This window comes from Cognaticolwellia beringensis (assembly GCF_002076895.1).
In the GTDB taxonomy this organism is placed as follows: Bacteria; Pseudomonadota; Gammaproteobacteria; order Enterobacterales; family Alteromonadaceae; genus Cognaticolwellia; species Cognaticolwellia beringensis.
On record NZ_CP020465.1, the window covers coordinates 3,169,646 to 3,190,501 of the forward strand.

Consider the following 20,856-nt stretch of genomic DNA (forward strand, 5'->3'; position numbering starts at 1 on the left):
TGGTCAATACTTAAATTATCAATCAGTTATCTGTTAGCTATAAAAAGTAACTGTTATTGCAGTTAAGTATTAATCATTTATGTACTTAAGGGCGTAAATGTTTCGCTAATTCGTTTAGCATGGTTGTGATCAAAATAAAGCGAGATTTAGCATCTTCAGTGACTTGTTTAAATTTCAACTTATTCGCTCCATCCATTTTATATATTTTCGGCTGCTGCTGAATTAAACCAAAAATGAACATATGATCTACTTTTGTATCGGCACTAAATTCAAAGGTTCCACCTGCAGGCCCAGCATCAATTCGGGTGATACCCAATTTTTCAGCCTTGAGTTTTAGCTTAGCAATATGCACTAAATTTTTCGCTGCTTGGGGTAATAAACCGAATCGGTCAATCAGTTCAACTTGCACATCGTCTAACGCTTGCTTATTTTTACAGCTGGCAATGCGTTTATATAAGCTTAATCGTAAACTAACATCGAATATGTAATCGTCTGGCAAGAGAGCAGCTACGCGCAAATCTACTTCTGTTTGCGTTTTTGTTACTTGGTCTAAAGATAATTCTTTACCGTCTTTAAGCGCAGCAACCGCGGCATCGAGCATTTCCATGTAAAGCGTAAAACCGACCTGGCTCATTGAACCACTTTGATCTTCGCCTAATAGCTCTCCGGCACCACGAATTTCTAAATCATGGGTTGCTAAAGTAAATCCTGCGCCTAAGTCTTCTAATGACGCTATGGCTTCAAGGCGTTTTTTCGCATCTTTGGTCATGCGTTTTTCGTGCGGTGTTAATAAATAAGCATAAGCTTGGTGATGCGAACGACCAACACGGCCACGTAATTGATGCAATTGCGCTAAACCTAAATGGTCTGCTCGGTCCATTATTATGGTATTGGCGGTAGGTACATCAATGCCGGTTTCAATAATGGTAGTACAGACTAAAACGTTATAACGTTGGTGATAAAAGTCGCCCATTACACGTTCAAGTTCACGCTCACGCATTTGGCCATGAGCCGTAATAATTTTCGCTTCGGGTAATAATAGCTGTATGTCAGCGGCGGTTTTATCAATAGTATCGACATTATTATGTAAGAAATAGACTTGGCCACCACGTAACACTTCACGCAGTATTGACTCGCGAATTAAGGCGTCATCACGCTCTCTAACAAAGGTTTTTACGGCTAATCGTTTAGCTGGTGGTGTCGCGATTATTGATAAGTCACGCATGCCACCCATCGCCATATTTAACGTACGAGGAATTGGTGTTGCCGTTAAGGTTAAAATATCGACATTAGCACGTAGCTGCTTTATTTTTTCTTTTTGCTTAACACCAAATCTATGTTCTTCATCAACCACTAAAAGCCCTAGATCTTTATATTTTATGCTGTTTTGTAAAAGTTTATGGGTACCAATTAAAATATCTATTTGGCCAGATTCAACGTCTTTGATAACAACATTTTGCTCTTTGGTGGTTTTAAAGCGTGATAAAACTTCAATGGTAACAGGCCAATTGGCGAAACGGTCACGGAAGCTTTCATAATGCTGCTGAGCAAGCAAGGTAGTTGGCACTAATATCGCTACTTGCTTACCGTCATTTACCGCGACAAAGGCTGCGCGCATTGCGACTTCGGTTTTACCAAAGCCAACATCACCACACACTAATCGGTCCATCGCTTTTGGTGAGAGCATATCGCTGATCACGGCATTTATTGCTTGTTCTTGATCAAAGGTTTCTTCAAAACCAAAACTATCAGCAAAGGCACGATATTCATCTTTATCACGCTTGAAACTATAACCATGATTGCTGGCACGTTTAGCATAAATATCTAACAATTCAGCGGCGACGTCGCGTACTTTTTCTGCCGCTTTTTGTTTGGCTTTGCTCCAGGTATCGTTACCTAATTTATGCAAAGGTGCGTGCTCGGCGTCTGCGCCTGAGTAGCGACTAATTAAATGTAGTGAAGCAACAGGCACATAAAGTTTGGCTTCTTTAGCGTAACTGAGCACTAAAAATTCTGTGGTAATACCGCTGTTTTCTATGGTTTGTAAACCCATGTAACGGCCAATACCATGGTCAATATGAACAACCGGTTGACCGATACTTAGCTCGGCTAAATTTTTAAATATTGCGTCGTTTTGAATTTCTTGTTGTTTATTACGACGACGGGTTTGGCGAACACGATCGCCGAGCAACTCTGCTTCTGTGATTAAAGCGATTGCATTTTTTTTCGCACTGCCTTTGGCTTGAAATATAAAGCCAGCACTTAAGGCGTTAACGGTAATACCGTGTGGCGCGTCACTATTTACAAAATCTTCAATAGTATCAAAGATATTTGGCTTTATTTTGTTACGCTCTAATAATTCTAAAACACTTTCACGTCGACCTTGGCTTTCCGCAACAAATAGCAGTTTATTTGGCGTTTCTTTACTAGCAACAAAGTTATTAAGTAATTCAAAAGGCTGCTTTAATTTATGATCTATGGTCAGATCAGGTAATGCATGAACGTCAAACTGTACTTGAGATGCTTTTACTTCATCTTCCTTAACGTCAGGTTTTAAATTGATGCGGTCAAAAGGTTTTAAAGCGCTGTAAAGTTCTTCACTATTTAAAAATAGCTGACTGGGTGGTAATAATGGCCGAGTAGGGTCGTAACGTCTATCTTCGTAGCGGTAGTCAATATCGGTCCAGTAATGTGTTAAGGCTTTATCAATATCGCCACTGATAATAACTAAAGTGTTATCAGCTAAGTAGTCACATAAGGTATTGGTTTGCTCAAAAAATAAGGGCAAATAATACTCTATGCCCGCTGGCATAATACCGTTACTGACTTGGTGATAAATAGATTCTTTATCTATTGTGCTAGTAAATTGTTCGCGGTATTGGCTACGAAATAAATTAGTGCCGTCAGTATCGGTTGGAAATTCATGGGCGGGTAATAAGTTAATGCCATCAACTTTGTCACTCGAACGCTGGTTTTCTGGGTCAAACAAACGAATTTCATCAATTTCGTCATCAAAAAAGTCTAATCTGAATGGGGTGTTACTGCCCATAGGAAATATATCAAGAATGGCACCACGGGCAGAAAACTCTCCATGTTCCATCACTTGATCAACACATCGGTAGCCGCTAGCTTCTAGGCTTTGTCTTAGTTGATGTAAATCTTTTTTATCGCCTTTTTGAATGATTAAGCTATTCGCTTCAATATATTGTTTAGGCGCTAAACGCTGTATTAAGGTGGAAATAGGCACAATAACAATGCCTTTATCCATGCGCGATAACTGATATAAAGTGGCTAAACGCTGAGAAATAATATCTTGGTGTGGCGAAAATGTATCGTACGGTAACGTTTCCCAATCAGGAAATAAGCAAATAGGTAATTGTGCTTGTCGATTTAAACTGGCAAGTTCTTGCTCTAAACGCAATGCCGATGGGGTGTCATGAGTCAGCAAAAGTATTGGCTGTTGTGTTGATAACGCGCCATGGAAAATAGCGACCGTTGCACTACTACCAGGGAGATTTTGCCAAACTTTTTTATCGGCACTTTTACCGCGGGCTTTAGCTAATACTGGACTGAAAAGGCTAACATTTTTACTCATGACTGCTCGTAATTAAATTGCGTTGAAAATGATTAACTCAGAAACATCTTTTTAAATGGTGATTTTAGTATTGAGCGCTTTTTTACATTATTTAACTGGTTTTTGAAAGCGCTTAACCCCAAAATTCCACGTATCTTAACATGAGTTTTAGGTGATCTTTAACCGCTAAATTTAAAGCTGTATAGCTTTTACATTAAATAGCGTGTGCAGATAAAGATCTGGCTATTTAAAGCGTGTATAATAGCGCGCAATTGAATCACTATATGTTGCTGAGCACTAATAAATATAATTAGTGTCAAAGTAGCAATAACCAGCGACATTCGTTGGATTTTGGAGAAGTTTTTGACTAATAACGATGTTTTACGCCGCCTGAGATATACCTTTAATTTTAACGATCAAAAGGTTATTGCTATTTTTGCTGCCGGCGATTTAACCGTAACACGCGAGCAAATTAGTAACTGGTTAAAGCAAGAAGATGATCCTACTTATGTAAATTGCCCAGATACCACATTTGCTGCTTTTTTAAATGGCTTTATTAATGAACGTCGTGGAAAAAAAGAAGGTGAACCAGCAAAGGCTGAGAAGCGTTTAAACAATAATATTATTCTAACTAAATTGAAAATAGCCTTTAATTTAAAAGCAGAAGATATTATTGAAATGCTTGCGCTAGCTAACTTTCGTTTAAATAAGCCAGAGCTAAGTGCCTTTTCTCGCAAACCAGATCATAAAAACTATCGTGAATGTAAGGATCAGGTTTTACGCAATTTGTTACAAGGTATAGACAAGAAATTTCATGTTCAACGTCGTGCTAAAGAGCAAGTGAAAAAAGCAGTAGTTGAAGAGCCTAAAGACAAATTGGAAGAAGTTTTAGCGGATAAAAATTACAATTCGGCTAAAGCCAATGCCAGTAAAATTTATGTTAATCCCAATAAAACCAAGGTCGAGCGCAAGCCTGGCGAGCGTAAAGTCTTAAAACTTAAGCCGAAAGATATTTGGGGTGAATAGCCATCATTTAAATCTGACTTTTGTGCTATAAATAAGCTATATTTCTAATACATATATTCTAAATAACTATAAAAATAAAGCACTAAAATAAGGGATTTAATATGTCAGAGAATACACAAACTTCAGACGTTAATGGAATACCAAGTTGGTTCAGAGTGGCTGCTATTTTAGCAATTGTATGGAACTTACTTGGTGTTATGGCCTTTGTTGGCCATATGATGATGACACCAGAAATGATCGCTGAATTACCACAAGCAGAGCAAGCGCTTTATACCTCAGTACCGTTATGGGCAACCATAGCATTTGCCTTTGCTGTATTTGGTGGCGCACTGGGTAGCCTAGCGTTGTTAATGAAAATAAGCCTTTGTTATCCCTTGTTTATTGCCTCGTTTGTTGGCGTTGTGGTGCAAATGTTTCACTCGTTTTTTATCAGTAACTCCTATGAAGTATACGGCCCCGGCGGCACTATAATGCCTATTATGGTGCTACTTATTGCGCTAGTTTTAGTGCGCTTTGCCGCTAAAGGTAAAAAGAATAACTGGTTCAGTTAGCCAAACTCGTAAAGCTGTTACCTGCGATATCATTAACAACCTAAAGCCTGCATTTGTAGGCTTTTTTAGTTATTAGGCTTTGAAAATTGTTAAACTCATGCGGGTTAGTGGTACACTTTATTTCTTATTTTTTTCTAACAAAATCTTACGGTTAAATAAGTAATGCTGATAAATTTTCAAGCTAAATTATTAGGTTTGGCCTTATGTTCCTTGGTCGCTGTTATCGCGACAATCGTAGCCAGCCGTTATCAAGCGCCAATTATACTGTTTGCATTATTATTGGGCTTGAGCCTGCATTCATTTTATAGCTATTCAACTATTCAAGCCGGTGTTAACTTCTGCTCACGCGAGCTATTGCGCTTGTGCGTTGGCTTGCTTGGCGTGCGTATTGCTTTTGCCGATATAGTATCGCTAGGTATTACGCCACCGTTAATTGTCATGGTTAGTATGACCTTAACGATTCTATTTGGTGTATTATTTGCTCGTGTTTTAGGTTTACCTAAAGTATTTGGGGTGTTGTCGGGAGGCGCTGTTGCGGTGTGCGGTGTTTCTGCGGCGGCAGCTATTTCTACGGTGTTACCAAATGATAAATCTCAAGAAAAATACTTTGCTTTTACAGTGATCGGTATTACTACGTTTAGCACCTTATCAATGATCTTTTATCCCATAGTTGCCAGCTCCTTAGGTTTTTCAGATCAATTAGCCGGCGTTTTTATTGGCGGCGCAATTCATGACGTTGCACAGGTTGTTGGTGCAGGTTATACCATTTCACCTGAAGCAGGTGATGTGGCCACTTATATTAAGCTACTACGGGTAGCACTATTAATGCCGATAGTCATGATGGTGTTTTTCGCTTTTAAAGAAAAAAACAGCAAAATGAGCGGTGGTGTGAGTGCTTTTATTCCCGGATTCTTAATTATGTTTTTCGTGTTGGCATTCTTAAAAAATGTTGGAGTGTTACCCTCAGGGTTAATTGAATTTATTCGAAGCCTATCGAGTCACTTATTAGTTATCGCCATCGCCGCCATTGGTGTTAAAACGTCATTAAAGCAAGTGCTATCGGTTGGTTGGCGTCCGGTATTATTAATGGGCAGCGAGACGTTATTTTTAGCCGGCTTAATTATTGCGGGTATCATGATTTTTTATTAACTGATTTTTTATTTTATGTGTGCGAATCTTCAAATTGAGTGAGTATTCGTGTTGATGGTTATTGGGTTGTAGTTACATCGGAGTAAATTTGTTGAACTTTTTATGTCAAAATACCTGATAAACCATTAATAACGCCACAAATAGTAATAGTATGTATAGGGCCAGAACAAAGCATCTGTAGGCATTATTTTAGACATTCAAAACAGTAGTTAATGTGTATCTGACCCTACTTAATACAAATAGTAATAGTATGTATAGGGCCAGATCAAAGCATCTGTAGGCATTATTTTAGACATTCGAAACAGTAGTTAATGTGTATCTGACCCTACTTAATATGAAATTCCCCCTTAAAAGCACCACTTATTGTTCATTTAGTTTTTTTAGCTTGAGTAATAAAATCACTTAAATAATTAATTTGTTGTTCGTTTTTACGGATACCTACGAAGATTTGTTTACTAATACCTTGCTCTCCAAAACGAATACTTTTGATCGGCATTGATTTTGAGTATTCGTCTACTAGCCAGCCGGGCAAGGCACAAATACCTCGGCCTGCGGCGACCATTTGCAACATAATCTCAGTGGTTTCAATGTATTTATGTTTTTTTACTGAACACTTTGCAGGGTTAAGAAATTGACTGAATATATCGAGTCTAAGTGGCTCTACCGGGTAGCTAAACAGGGTTTCATCGTATAGCTGTTCAGGTAACACAAAATCTTGTTGTGCCAGTTTGTGCGACTCGGAAACTACCAGTCTATGCTCATATTCAAAAACGGGTATGTAGTCTATTTTAGGCTTAAACAACGGGTCTGGTGTTATAAGTATATCTATTTCGTAGCTTAGTAAAGCACCTAAAGCACCAAACTGAAATTCTTGTTTTACATCCATATCAATGTCTGGCCACTGTTTTAAATAAGGCTGTATTACTCTGAGTAGCCATTGGTAACACGGGTGACACTCCATGCCTATTCGTAACGAGCCCATTTCACCTTTGGCAATTTGACTTAATAATAATTCCGTGTGTAAAAACTGTGGCAATACTCTATTAGCGAGGGTTTGAATACGCTGTCCAGCTGCAGTAAGGCGCAAGTTTCGACCATCTTTTTTCCATATCTGAGTAGCAAGTTGGCCCTCTAGTTTTTTAATGCTGTGACTTAATGCAGATTGAGATAAATGCAAGGAATCAGCCGCTTTAGTTAGGGTTCCATGTTCTTTGATTGCGGTGAGTATTTCTAAATGGATCCTTTCTAACACGGGTAAATTCCTTTTTTAGCTTTATTGACGGATTATAATGATGAACGACGTAACTATATCATTTGTATTGCCCACTAACGGTATTATTCGCACCTTTAGGGGCATAGTGGGCAGTTAAGTTGTTGCTAATTATAAGTGCCTATGACGACGCCGATAGTTCTCTTCGTATTATTTCTGCGCCTGCACTCAAAGCATTTAGCTTAGCCGTTGCAACCTTACGAGATAAAGGAGCCATACCACAGTTGGTACAAGGATAAAGTTTGTCGGCATCGACAAATTTAAGTGCTTTTCGCAAAGTATTGGCAACTTCCTCGGGTGTTTCAATGGTATCGGTTGCAACATCAATAGCGCCAACCATCACTTTTTTACCTCTAATAAGCTCAAGTAACTCCATTGGAACATGAGAGTTATGGCACTCTAGCGAGATTATATCGATATTAGATTTTTTTAGCTTAGGAAACGCTTCTTCATACTGTCGCCACTCAGACCCTAAGGTTTTTTTCCAATCTGTATTGGCTTTAATGCCATAGCCATAGCAAATATGTACCGCGGTTTCGCATTTTAGTCCTTCAATAGCCTTTTCTAAACAAGCAATTCCCCATTCGTTAACCTCATCAAAGAAGACATTAAAAGCAGGCTCATCAAATTGGATAATATCAACACCTGCTGCCTCTAATTCTTTGGCTTCTTGATTGAGAATTTTAGCAAATTCCCAAGCGAGTTTTTCACGACTTTTATAATGGTCATCATACAGCGTATCTATCATTGTCATTGGGCCTGGCAAAGCCCATTTTATCGGTTGCTTGGTTTGTTGACGTAAAAACTTGGCGTCTTCAACAAACACTGATTTTTGTCGGCTAACCGGGCCAACAACTGTTGGTACACTGGCCTCATAGCGATCACGAATTTTAACGGTTTTACGCTTTTCAAAATCAACACCGTTGAGATGCTCAATAAAGGTAGTAACAAAATGTTGGCGTGTTTGTTCGCCATCACTGACAATATCAATACCTGCGTGTTGTTGATCTTGCAATGACAAACGTAAGGCATCGTGTTTGCCCTCAGTTAATTCATTACCTTGTAACTTCCAAGGTGACCAAAGTGTTTCTGGCTCTGCAAGCCAAGCGGGTTTAGGTAAACTGCCTGCCGTTGAAGTAGGTAATGTTTTTTTATTAGTAAGAGGTTTGTTAAAAAGTGTTTTCATAGTAAATAATGCCGTATATTTTTACTGATTATTGAACATAGTTACTGAGCGTAACGATTAAATTAACGAGTCAGCGTGGTTTTTAATAGTAGTTTCTAAGCGTAATAGCTAAGCGTAACTGTTGGCATAATTGGCAGACCATTGAGCAAGCACAGTTTGATATGGCTTGATGAAATGCTCTTCAGCAAATTTGCCTTGCTCATTGCCTAATCGGTTACGTTCTTCTCGGTCATAAAAAATTTGCGTTAACGAATGATCTTGGTTGTTCAAATTTGGCTGATAGGACTTTCCTGCAGCAGCATTGGCATTATAAATCTCTGGTCGATAGATTTTTTGAAAGGTGCCCATTGTGCTAATGGTGCTTATCAGTTCAAGGCTAGTGTAATCATTCAGTAAATCACCAAAGAAATAAAAGGCCAAAGGCGCAACAGTATTTGGCGGCATAAAATAACGAACCTGTAAGCCCATTTTTTGGAAATATTGCTCGGTTAATGAAGATTCATTTGGCTGGTATTCAACACCTAATACCGGATGCTGATTTTCAGTTCTAAGATAAGTTTTGTTATCTGAAACACTCAGGCATATAACCGGTGTTTTTTTAAAGTTTTTTTTGTAAGTATCTGAATTTACAAAATACTGAAATATTTTCCCATGCAGTTCGCCAAAGTTATCTGGAATGCTAAATTGTGTCTGCCCCTTATTATGTGCCTGCAGTAATACGCTAAAATCGTAATCACGCACATAGGAGGAAAAGTTATTGCCAACAATGCCTTCTATGCGTTTGTTAGTTTTATGATCAACAACATGGGTTTTTAACACCTCAATCGATGGGAAGGCCTGACCGCTGCCGGCAATGTCTATATCAACGGAAACAATTTCAAGCTCAACAGAATAACGATCGCCTTTCGGATTATCCCAATGCGCTAAGGCATTAAAACTATTGTCGATCATCTTTAACGCGTTGCGCAAGTTCTGTTGTCGACTCTTACCTCTGGCCAAATTAGCAAAGTTGGTGGTAATACGTGTGCCGTCTGAGGGGTGATAGTTTTCATCGAGACAAATGTGCTTAATAGAAAATGTAAAATTTTTATTCATGGTAATCCGTTATCCCATTTTGTGTAAAAAACCTAAATTTATTTCTTGCTCTATCTAGACTTTCCATCACAGGTCTTTTTAATTTATCCCTAATAATCGCTTTAGGAATCAACTGTGATCTTGTTTAGAAGTAAGCAGGGGGTATTTATACGTGATTCATTTTATGAATAAAAATGGTTTTATTTCATCGACTCATGAGTAATATTCATGGTTTGTAGGTAAGCGTAAATTGACCAGCGATTTAATGGCTATATGACCATGCCTTTTCGCTTAATTTTTTTTTGGTGCGGGCTTTATTGTTGATGACTTTGCCAAAGCTGTTGATGTTAGCCATGCTATCTAAATTTATATTTTACTTTTATTTTTTGTGTATTGGTTTGTGTATTGGTTTGCTCGAAGGAGGTAAATCTAACTAAAGCGCTTGGTGATATAACAGTGGTTTGTTGCTTTTGTGCGTAGGGGGTGTTTTAGAAAAACCTAAGTATTGATACTCATATTTAGGTTTCTATTTAGGTTCATATTTAGGTTCATATTTATCTTTAGGCTCATGTTCGTATTTAGGCACTTATTCATATAAGTGCCTAGGATTATTAGGTGTAAGCAGAAGTAAGAGCGCTGCAATCTAATGAGATTGTTTTCAGTTTGCGTATGAAACTAACTTAGTACTCACTGTCGACAGCGTTGGCATCACTAATGCGTTCTATTCTGGCTTCTTCTTCTTCAAATGCGGCTTTAATTTCTTCTAATACGGTATCAACATCTGCTGCATCTGTATCTTCTTCAAATAAGCCTGTTAGGGTTGTTTCAGGTGTTAACTCACCAGCTTCGAATAGTGCCCACATTTCTTGACCATACTTGCTTTGCTTTAATGCAGGGCTAAATTGACCATAATAGTTAGTCATATTGGTAACATCGCGCATGAGCATAGATTTGGCATTATTATTAGCTGATGCATCAACAGCTTGTGGTAGATCGATAATCACCGGGCCGTAATCATCAACTAAAACATTAAATTCAGATAAATCACCGTGAATAATACCAGCACAAAGCATTAGCTTTACGTAATGCATTACTAGCGTGTGATCTTCTTCTGCTTGGTCTTCTGACATAACAACGTCGTTTAAGCGTGGCGCTACATCACCGTCGTCAGTGGTCACAAGTTCCATTAATAATACACCGTCGAAACAGCCATAAGGGTGTGGTACACGAACGCCAGCCTCTGCTAATTGATACAGTGCGTCAACCTCAGCATTTTGCCAAGCTGACTCTTGCTGGTCTCGGCCGTACTTGGAACCTTTCTCCATCGCTCTAGCACGACGGCTATTACGGCTTTTTCTGCCTTCTTGATATTGCGCTGCTTTTTTAAAGCTACGCTTTATTGCTTCTTTGTAAACTTTCGCGCAGCGAACGTCATCGCCGCAACGAACCATATAAACGGTGGCTTCTTTTCCACTCATTAATTGGCTTATTACTTCGTCTATTAGGCCATCATTAACAAGTGGCTGTATGCGTTTAGGTACTTTCATAGCGCCGTTATACCTTAGTTGGGCGTTGGAAGATAGAACAAAATTATAACTTTTGACTTATCAATAGATTAAAACATTGTCTGGTTTACGTATTAACTTGCGGTAGTATAATAAAATCTATTTTACATTAACGCAAAGCCATATGATCCCATTTATTAATCAATTACCTAAACATGAAGAAATTATTTGGTTAGCGGTTCTAAATCAGCGATTACCTGATGAAAATATTGTGTCGTATTCTGAGGTTAAATTAGCAGATAAAAAGTCTGTTAAGTTGGCAATTGTGGCCAACCCAGATACGGACTTGTTGGCTGAATTTGAACATTTAACTTGGGTGCACAGTGTTTGGGCTGGCGTTGAGCATTTAATGAAGTCATTAGCCGATTCACCGATTGAAGTGGTGCGATTAATTGATCCAACACTAAGCAACGCAATGTCTGAAGCGGTTTTAGCTTGGAGCTTATATCTGCATCGAGACATGCCGCGTTATGCTATGCAGCAACAAAATCAACACTGGCTGCAACATCAACTTGTACCCGCAAGTGAGCGACGCATTGGTATTCTTGGTTTAGGAGAGTTAGGTCAAGTCAGCGCAGCGCAATTGCAAAAAAATGGCTTTAATGTCATGGGTTGGAGTCGGACAGCTAAAAAGATAGCCAATATTAGCTGCTTCAGTGGAGAGCAGGGCTTAGCTGAAATGTTAGCGCAAAGTGATATTTTAGTGTGTTTACTGCCATTAACGCAGGCGACAAGAGGAATGCTTAATAAAAATTTATTAACCCAGCTTCCTCAAAGCAGTGCCATTATTAATTTTGCCCGTGGTGGCATTATTAATACTGACGACCTATTAGCAGCGTTAAATTCTAATTATCTTAGCCATGCGGTACTCGATGTTTTTGAGCATGAGCCGCTAACAGCTGATAGCGAACTTTGGCAACATCCTGATATTACAATCTTGCCACATATATCTGCACCAACAAATATTAATAGTGCCTGTGATATTGTCGCTAAAAATATTCTCAATTTTCGTGCAACAGGGCTGATACCAAAAGCGGTAAGTAAAGTTAATGGTTATTGAAGATTTAAGTCATTAGCTTTAGTTGTAGGTTGGGATTTATCCCATCGGTTTGTATTAATTGTCTAATTAATATGTATAACGCACGTTTGACGGCATAAATGCCGACCTACAATGAGCAATTACGAATATTTGTGTTTGTTTTTTGTAGGTTGGGATTTATCCCATCGATTTGAATTAATTGTAGATTTAGTTTGTATAAAGCACGTTTGACGGCATAAATGCCGACCTACAATGAGCAATCACGAATATTTGTGTTTATTTTTGTAGGTTGGGATTTATCCCATCGTTTTGAGTTAATTGTCTAATTCGTTTGTATAACGCACGTTTGACGGCATAAATGCCGACCTACAATGAACAATCACGAACATTGTTGTTCATTCTTTTGTAGGTTGGGATTTATCCCATCGTTTTGAATTAATTGCTTAATTAATATGTATAACGCACGTTTGACGGCATAAATGCCGACCTACGATGAGCAATCATGAACATTGTTGTTCATTCTTTTGTAGGTTGGGATTTATCCCATCGTTTTGAATTAATTCTCTAATTAATATGTATCACATACGTTTGACGGCATAAATGCCGAACTACCATTTACAAGGTTTTTGCGGTGATCACATATCTTTCATCAGAGTCGTTACCGATTTCTGCAAAAGGATAACAGGTGATCAAGACTAAACTTGCTGCATCGGCGAGTAACGGCAATTGCCCGGCAGAAGCATCTACAATATCGATACTTTCAACTTGAAATAATTGAGCTTGGCCTTGAGTATCGGTTAACGAAATTATATCTCTCATGGTTACATCCTCCAGAAAAGCAAAGTGACTATCGCGGTGCCCAGCAACCACAAAAGGTTTAGTTATATTGGGTTGATTAAATGGGGCAACGGCACCAGCCGAAAACGCTAAGGTGGTAGGATCGCCGCCATTTAAAACCACGATACTTTTACCTAAGCGTTTAAATACCAGTTCAGCAATTGGAAAAGTATCAGCCCATGGCCAAGGTTTAATCGCTATTTGCTTTTGTAAACTATGTGAATTCAAGTTATGTATGTTTACATTATCTTGAGCATGGCTTTGCTGCTGTTCGTGCAAATGCTTTTGTGCAGCCATTGATTGCTGCCAGCTGTGATTAATTAATTGTTGCGACAACCATGCTTTAGTTGGCAGCCAACTAGCGTGAATAAACAAAAAACCACCAACAATAATTAAGGTTAAAGCCGCTAGTTTTCTAACAATTTTAGTTAGCTTAGCCATGCTATTTAGACCAAATTCGCAATAATAAGGGGGCTAACAGCATTAAAAACAAGCCGATAAGCAACTGTTGATGCCAGCCAAGTGCGGTTTTAGGCATAGCCACCATTAAGTTCTCATGAGCTTTTGCCAAGGTGCTTATTTTGCGCTTAGCACCTGATGTACTATTTTGTGCTGTTAATGGTATCAATTCAGGACGCTTTTCTACGGCAATAAAACTGGTATATGGCGAAAGGGTTTGATGTGTAATAGAAGTTGAAATCACCTGTGCTTTCACTTGTTCCTTATTAGCACCCGTAACTAAACTGTCTAACAAATCTTCAATTTTTCGCCGTGCCCAGAGTGTTGAAATCCCCCGTGATGATTGACTGTCATCAATAATGAGTTGCTGATACCAAGGACTTTCAGCCGTATCGCCCATGACTTGCACACTGGTAATAGGAAGCTTTGATTTTACGGTAACTTGCATTGGCTCACCGAAATATAAATCAGCAATTTTTTTCGGGTAAACATCGACTTCTTGGTGAACTTGATTATCGAACATCAACTCAATATTGGTTATTGCCGGATGATTGATTTTTGTCATTAATGCTGACATTTGACTTTGTACGTCAGCATTGTTTTGAATAAATACATAACTACCTCGCCCAAACTGCGCGGCCTTTTTCATAAAATAACCATTAGGCGCTGCGCCAATACCAACGGTAAATAAGCGGAAGTTACGCTGAGCACCATCGAGTAGCTGCATCAATTCAAATTCATTGGCAACGGCGCCATCAGTAATAAAAACAACTTGGCGAATGGCCTTTGCTGTTTGCTGGTGATCTTTTGCCATAACTAATGCTTGGCTTAAGGGGCGATACATTTCAGTGCCACCATCGGCTTGCAGACTTTTGATAAATTGCTGTGCTTGGCTAATGTTACGTTCTGAAGCCATGTTTGTTTCGGGAAACAATAACGCTACGCTATCGTCGAATGCGATGATGTTGAAGCTGTCTTTAGTACTTAATTTTAAAATCGCTTCTTGCAAACTAGCTTTAGCTTGAATCATCGAGTTTCCTTGCATAGAGCCAGAGGTATCAATGATGAAAATAATGTCACGCGCTAAGGTTGTTGTTTGCTCAACTGACGGTGGAAAAAACGTTAACAGGGTAAAGTATTCACTGCCCACCTGTTCGCTGAAGCTACTGACTTGCGGTTTTTCGCTTGCTTGCAGTTGCCAGTTCAGGTCAAAATCTCGATTGGCTTGCATTTGATCGTGTGAAAGTGTGATTAAATAGCTAGATTGTTCGTTAGTTAATGTTTTAGTTTTGATTTTATGGCTATGACTTTTAATGCTAGCAATGCTAGCTCCGGCATTAAGTGCAATATTGATTGAGGCTTCACTATTTGCCAGCATTTTCGCCATTGGTGGCATAAATTCTGAATTTTTCTCTGCAGGTGACTTTTGGTCATTATCACTTTGATAGCGAGCTGTAATCGCTAAAGGTAACTTCAAGTTAAAGCTGTTTTGGCTAAATGTAACCGGCATGATAAATTCTAATGTTACCACTACCGTTGATTTCGGAGGAATGTTCGCTATGTTGTTGGTGAATAAGTTAGGCCGTTGTTGCTGTACTAAACTTGCTTTTTTACCCTGTTTTTTCGCCCGTTTAAAAACTTTCTTGGCTGTTTCTTTCTCCATTATTTGACCAATGATTTCTTTGTCAGCTACTTTGACTGTTAAGTGTTTAATGGCTGATTTTTCAGGTAACGGAAACTGATATTTACCTTCGAGTTCAATGTCGTAAGGGTTTATAAATACCTGCTTTATTTGTGTGTAAGCAACCAGGCCGTTTATTTCAATATTAGCTGTTATATCAATCGGTAAAGCGACTTTTTTAGTGTTCTCTGGATGCAGGAAAATTAATTGTGGCCCATGAATAAGACCATTTTTTGCTGAAAAAGCAGCTTGTTTCCCCAATTCATTATCTAAGTTATTCGCTCGTGCCAAAGGAACAATAACTGCAGTCAGTGCTGTAACAAGCACTAATAGTAATATGAACTTAAACCATTTTCGGCGTTGTTTTTTACGTTTTTGCTGATAAAAGTAAGAGTCTTGGTAGTCTACAAAGATTAATTTTTTATTTGAGTTGAACATGCGTTGCTCCAATATGCCGTTGATATGGGATATTTCAACAAAACAAAAGGTGCATAGGGCGTTAACAATAAGGCAATGTTGTGTGCAATTGTGGCAAAATTATGGCAATTGTTATGGAAAGTTATGGAAAGCTATGACGTTAATTAAAATAACCAAAAAAACTAACGAGCTGTCAGACATATAGTCGGTTAGCTCATAGGAAACTGAAGGTGATTTAAGAAGCATATTATTTTGAATAAAACCTTAACCTGCTCTTAACCACTGCGGTGATATCATGCTTGATATATTAAGATTGATTATTTTTATTACGGTTTATTTATGTTGTTATTTAACACGCCACAAAAGGTTATTTCTTTATTACTTACCCATAGTATTACTTGGCTGTGATACGCAAATGAAACCATAAAATAAGCCGCAGGCTCCTATATTTATATCGATTTTTTCGGTTTATCAGAGCAAATGTTTGGTTATGCTTTTGCTTTTAATGCCCTATTTGCATCTTTTGGTCCGAGTATTTATATTAAACTTTCTCAAAAAATAGCGGTAGAGAAAATAATAACCACATGCTTTTTAATATTAATGCTATGTGGTGTATTAACTTACAACATAGCGCATTTATCGCCATTTATTTTTGCCTTTATTGCGGCGCCAGCCACAATTATGGTGATAATTACCCGAGTGCCGGGGGTAAATTTGATGCTAAATCAGCAAAAGAGCGACACGGGATCGTTAGTGGCTATTATTCAGTTTTTTTCTATGATGGCGGGAGCACTAGGTATGACCTTAGTTACGTTAAGGCCTGAGGCATTGATCGAAAACGTAGCTATAATTCAATTTAGCATTGGCACCATTGGATGCTTATTGTGGTTATTAGTGAAAAATAAGCCTCATGTTACTGAAAATATAATTACCTTAAAGTAGCATCGCTAGACTATTTATTTTAGACCATATAGTTGATTACGCTCAGCCAAAAATACAGTTAGCGTTTATTTTTGGCGAGAAATAGCTCATGAGCTTGTGCCCAAAACTGGCTTGATATTTTATTGATAACGTTCGACTCTGCGTTAATCAAAACGGCAAAACCCAAATCGAGTGTGGGCGAATAACCTATGTCAGCACGATAGCCTGCAACCCAACCAGAATGGTAAATAATAGGATGTCCATCGAATTGATAAATGCGCCAGCCATAGCCGTAATGTGCATCGGTTAAGTGTTCTCGCCAATAACGGCGGCGTAAATCTTTTTTGGTTTTAATACGTGGTATGGTTAGTTCGGTTAGCAATGCAGGAGAAAGTATCTCAGGGTTATGACCTAAATTAGCAATTAACCATTTTGATAAGTCATCGATGCTAGCGTTTACGCCTGCTGCTGGCGCAACCTTATAATAGTCAGGCTCTACTTTTACTGTACGCCAAATATAGCGCCTAATGTCTACTCCTGCGCTATTCTTCCTGCCGGTTTTTATTCTATTTCTTAAAATATGAGGCTTTGCAGTATTTTTTTGTTCCAAAAACACATCAATCCCTACAGAAGCATTGTTCATTTTCAATGGAGAGAAAATTCGCTCTTGTAACAAGCTAGCGTAGCTTTTAGCCGTAACAGCTTCGATAGCCGGTTGTAAAAAACCGTAGGCAATATTTTGATAACCGTAACATTTCGCCGGCTGGCAAATGGGTGTTACGCGATCAAAGCGGCCAATTATTTTCTCCATACTCCAATTTTCATGCAGTAAATTGTCGTAGGCATTAGGCATTAAACCACTTGAATGGCTGAGTAGATGCTTTATTTTTATTTTTTCTGCAGCGCCTTTTGTTGCCAAAGCAAAGTGAGGTACATATTTAGTAATTGGATCTGATAATTTAAGTTGTTGCTCTTGCGCCAACATAGTCGTAATTGTTGAAGCAAAGGGTTTAGAGACCGAAGCTAGTCGGAACACCGTGTTATTATCGACTTTTTGGCTTTTAGCCTTATCGATATAGCCAAAACTTTCCATGGCAATAACTTGATTGTTTTTAACAATGGCGTAAGCCGCACCAGGAATACTGTATTTTTTTATTTCACTGGCAACATTCGCCGATAATTTTTTATTGAGGTTAGCTAAATCAGTGGCATTAGCCATTAGTGTTAAATATAAGGTAAAGAAAAGTAAGACAAAACGAAAAAGCATGTAGATAACCAATTTGAAAAAACGCTTAATTCTAACGAGTTAATTTGTAAATAAAAAGTAAAATTAACTCGTGGTCGATTCTAACGGGCCAAGATTTATAATATTAAAGGTATCTATGATTACTTATAACTTTTAGCACTGAACCAAAAATTCATTAAATCAGCGGTGAGTTTGTTTTCAATTTCCATTGCGCGTTCTGTCGGACAAAAAATCGTAAAGATAATTTGTGTATCACCAATATCTGACGTTGCAACTTCAATATGTGGCTCAGGTCCTGCAATATTTATATCTAATCGATTTTCAATAACTTGGTTATATCTAACAGCAACATCATTAAAATCAGCACAATAGCTGTTGGCTTTTACTTTTAGTGCATCAATAAATTCGAACGGATTAACGCTGCCATCTCGTGTAATAGTAAAATGATGCACAGCATAACGTTTTAGGAAGTTTAAGTTCTTAATTGCCGTTGTCACTAATTGATTATTAGGCATGTAAAGTGTCTTACCCGTAAACTGATAATTGCTGATATTAACTTCTAAAATAGTTAAATTTATCCAGTCAATAGAGTTCACTTCACCACAGTAATTGCCTACTTGTATCCAATCGCCAATACGAAATGGCCGATTGGAAACGACATAAATAAAACCGATAAAACACTGAATAAACTCCCGTGTGACTAACACGATAGCGACAACAAATGCAGCAATTGAAAAAGCAAACTTTTGGATTTCGACCGACCAAATATTAAACATGATCAGTATAAGTGAAAAATTAAATATGTTATTCAGTAAGTTAACAGTAAAACGTTTGTCGATTTTTTTCTTTTTCGCACGGCGTTTAATAAAACGGGTAACAACTAATTTGACGGTAATAATAACGACAGCTAATACTACTGTAACTAGGGATTTATTTTCTAAAAGAGACTGGATCATGTTGTGCCCGATAAGTTACTACAATAACGACGTATATTGGCGCTAAAAATGTGCACGGTAATTGATTTCACGATACAAATCGAGGGAAATATTACTTTAATTTCTAATAATTGAATTAGCATCATAAAATTAACATTCCACTCGTTCAGCTATGATTCAGCTAGCCTGTATTAAAGTAGCGTATCGTTACAATTGATGACTAATAATGTAGACGCTTATTCGTTAAACTTTTGTTATACCAAAGGACTTTCAATAGGATATTTTATGAAATTATTTACTTATGTTGTGCTGCTTACGTTTTCTACCTTCTCTGTTGCCAATAGCAGCTTGCCAAATAACCGTCATATTTCGGTGACCGGCGAAGCACAAATGCTTGCGGTGCCTGATATTGCGGTTATACATTTAAATGTTGAAAGTGAACAAAAAACCAGTTTAGATGCAAAAAAAGATGTTGATGAACGGGTTAATAACTTGCTTGACGGTTTGGCTGATTTTGGCGTTGATGAAGACAACGTCTCGGCGTCGAATATTTCAACGGAAGTCCGCAGAACTTATAACCGCGGAGAGCAAGATACAATTGAAGGTTATATTGCACGCAGAACCTTAAAGGTAACGTTAAAAGATATCGAAAAACTCAATGCCTTTATGGACTTTGCCCTAAAGGTAAAAATTAATGCTATTCGTAATATCGAATTAAAGTCCTCGAACGAAAAGCAATTACAGCAAGAAGTAAATGCACTGGCGATTAATAATGCTAAAAGCAAAGGTAAGTCATTAGCAAATGCTTTTGATGCTGAGTTAGGGGCGATCTATAGTATTAATGCTAACTCAAATCAAAGTCACCATAGGTACGGTGCTAATAATGAAGGTTATAAAATGAGATCGAGTATGGCTGATAGCTCGGCGAAACCAGGCCGGTATTTACAAGAAAATATTGTTTATTCGGCGTCGGTTAGTGTGGTGTTTGATCTCGAGTTATAAGTTAATAACTCGCCAGCGTTAATATTTTCCCACTAGGCATGGTACTAAGGGACCAAATATTAACGCGATTAAATACGGTAACCTTGAGCATAAATTTATATTACGGATATATAATAAGGAATTCTTATGCTTAACCAAAAAGTAGCCTTAATTACGGGCTCAACAAGCGGTATTGGCCTAGCAACGGCCCATGTACTTGCCGCGCAGGGAATAAGCCTTGTTTTACATGGCTTACTGCCTACCCATGAAGGCAAAAAATTAGCGAATGAATTTTCCGCTCAATACGGCATTAACGCTATGTTTGATAATGCAGATTTAATGAATGTTGAAAGTATCGAGTGTTTAATACGTCATGCAATTAAGCAAATGGGCAGTGTTGATATTTTAATTAATAATGCTGGCATACAACATACCGAGTCGGCAGAAAATTTTCCACTTGAAAAATGGAATGCGATTATTGCTATTAACTTGTCGGCAGCGTTTCATGCTGTTCAATACGCTTTGCCCAACATGAAAAGTAACGGTTGGGGCCGAATTATTAATGTAGCTTCAGTACATGGGCTTGTTGGTTCAGTTAACAAGTCAGCGTATTGTGCCGCGAAACACGGTTTGGTTGGGTTAACCAAAGTGTTAGCGTTGGAATGTGCTGAGCAGGGCATTACAGTAAATGCTATTTGCCCTGGCTGGGTTGATACACCACTGATTAATGATCAAATTTCTGCTATTGCAAAAAAACAAGACATTACCTTTGAAGCGGCAAAATACCAATTGGTTACCGCTAAACAACCTTTGCCTGAAATGATGGCACCAGAGCAAATTGGTGAGTTTATTTTGTTTCTTTGTAGTGACAGTGCCAGAAGTATCACTGGCTCTGCTTTACCTATGGACGGGGCTTGGACGGCTCAGTAACAATTCTTCAAGCAT

General features: G+C 38.2%; 16 protein-coding genes. 7 read left to right on the plus strand and 9 right to left on the minus strand.

The window, feature by feature from the left end; all coding sequences use genetic code 11:
• Positions 1-85 precede the first annotated feature (85 nt).
• On the minus strand, positions 86-3,595 hold the full coding sequence (gene mfd / locus B5D82_RS13380) for a transcription-repair coupling factor (protein WP_081152198.1): 3,510 nt from the start codon (positions 3,593-3,595) through the stop codon (positions 86-88).
• Between the two features lie 342 nt (positions 3,596-3,937).
• Between mfd and B5D82_RS13385 the strand changes: the two genes are divergently transcribed.
• The 3 genes from B5D82_RS13385 to B5D82_RS13395 all read left to right on the plus strand — a co-directional run bounded on the left by B5D82_RS13385 (position 3,938) and on the right by B5D82_RS13395 (position 6,300).
• Positions 3,938-4,600 carry a YehS family protein gene (locus tag B5D82_RS13385; RefSeq protein WP_081152199.1) on the plus strand — a complete coding sequence of 221 codons (663 nt, stop codon included), beginning with the start codon at positions 3,938-3,940 and terminating at the stop codon, positions 4,598-4,600.
• Between the two features lie 101 nt (positions 4,601-4,701).
• Entirely contained in the window at positions 4,702-5,151 is a 450-nt protein-coding gene (locus B5D82_RS13390; RefSeq protein ID WP_081152201.1) for a hypothetical protein, read from the plus strand.
• Positions 5,152-5,313: 162 nt separating this feature from the next.
• A complete protein-coding gene (locus tag B5D82_RS13395) occupies positions 5,314-6,300 on the plus strand; it encodes a YeiH family protein (protein ID WP_081152202.1) in 987 nt (328 codons plus the stop codon).
• 367 nt (positions 6,301-6,667) lie between these two features.
• Here the strand turns inward: B5D82_RS13395 and B5D82_RS13400 are convergent, their stop codons facing one another.
• From B5D82_RS13400 to B5D82_RS13415, 4 genes are all read right to left on the minus strand, one after another.
• Entirely contained in the window at positions 6,668-7,552 is an 885-nt protein-coding gene (locus B5D82_RS13400) for a LysR family transcriptional regulator (RefSeq protein ID WP_081152204.1), read from the minus strand.
• A gap of 139 nt (positions 7,553-7,691) precedes the next feature.
• Positions 7,692-8,756 (minus strand): methionine synthase, encoded by a 1,065-nt coding sequence (locus tag B5D82_RS13405; RefSeq protein ID WP_081152205.1) that lies wholly within the window; start codon positions 8,754-8,756, stop codon positions 7,692-7,694.
• 108 nt (positions 8,757-8,864) lie between these two features.
• Positions 8,865-9,851: a DUF1852 domain-containing protein gene (locus B5D82_RS13410; RefSeq protein WP_081152207.1), complete on the minus strand. Its 987-nt coding sequence runs from the start codon at positions 9,849-9,851 to the stop codon at positions 8,865-8,867.
• Positions 9,852-10,510: 659 nt separating this feature from the next.
• The gene (locus B5D82_RS13415; RefSeq protein ID WP_081152208.1) at positions 10,511-11,377 is read right to left on the minus strand and encodes a PA4780 family RIO1-like protein kinase; all 867 of its coding nucleotides are present in this window, start codon (positions 11,375-11,377) and stop codon (positions 10,511-10,513) included.
• 142 nt (positions 11,378-11,519) lie between these two features.
• On the opposite strand from B5D82_RS13415, the gene B5D82_RS13420 reads away from it, so the two are divergent.
• Positions 11,520-12,455 carry a 2-hydroxyacid dehydrogenase gene (locus B5D82_RS13420; RefSeq protein ID WP_081152210.1) on the plus strand — a complete coding sequence of 312 codons (936 nt, stop codon included), beginning with the start codon at positions 11,520-11,522 and terminating at the stop codon, positions 12,453-12,455.
• Positions 12,456-13,049: 594 nt separating this feature from the next.
• On the opposite strand, the gene B5D82_RS13425 is transcribed toward B5D82_RS13420, so the two are convergent.
• Positions 13,050-13,712 (minus strand): class GN sortase, encoded by a 663-nt coding sequence (locus tag B5D82_RS13425; RefSeq protein WP_081152211.1) that lies wholly within the window; start codon positions 13,710-13,712, stop codon positions 13,050-13,052.
• A gap of 1 nt (position 13,713) precedes the next feature.
• Complete coding sequence (locus tag B5D82_RS13430; protein ID WP_081152213.1) at positions 13,714-15,849, minus strand: marine proteobacterial sortase target protein; 2,136 nt, start codon at positions 15,847-15,849, stop codon at positions 13,714-13,716.
• Between the two features lie 459 nt (positions 15,850-16,308).
• On the opposite strand from B5D82_RS13430, the gene B5D82_RS13435 reads away from it, so the two are divergent.
• The gene (locus B5D82_RS13435; protein WP_081152214.1) at positions 16,309-16,770 is read left to right on the plus strand and encodes an MFS transporter; all 462 of its coding nucleotides are present in this window, start codon (positions 16,309-16,311) and stop codon (positions 16,768-16,770) included.
• A gap of 58 nt (positions 16,771-16,828) precedes the next feature.
• Here B5D82_RS13435 and B5D82_RS13440 read toward each other — a convergent pair whose 3' ends face one another.
• Positions 16,829-18,016, minus strand: a complete 1,188-nt coding sequence (locus tag B5D82_RS13440) for a serine hydrolase domain-containing protein (RefSeq protein ID WP_081152216.1) — start codon at positions 18,014-18,016, stop codon at positions 16,829-16,831.
• 119 nt (positions 18,017-18,135) lie between these two features.
• A complete protein-coding gene (locus B5D82_RS13445) occupies positions 18,136-18,951 on the minus strand; it encodes a mechanosensitive ion channel family protein (protein ID WP_081152217.1) in 816 nt (271 codons plus the stop codon).
• Positions 18,952-19,215: 264 nt separating this feature from the next.
• Here B5D82_RS13445 and B5D82_RS13450 point away from each other — a divergent pair, with 264 nt between their 5' ends.
• Both B5D82_RS13450 and B5D82_RS13455 read left to right on the plus strand, forming a co-directional pair.
• Positions 19,216-19,932, plus strand: coding sequence for an SIMPL domain-containing protein (locus B5D82_RS13450; protein ID WP_081152219.1), 717 nt, complete (start codon positions 19,216-19,218; stop codon positions 19,930-19,932).
• Between the two features lie 126 nt (positions 19,933-20,058).
• Positions 20,059-20,841, plus strand: coding sequence for a 3-hydroxybutyrate dehydrogenase (locus B5D82_RS13455; protein WP_081152220.1), 783 nt, complete (start codon positions 20,059-20,061; stop codon positions 20,839-20,841).
• Positions 20,842-20,856 lie beyond the last annotated feature (15 nt).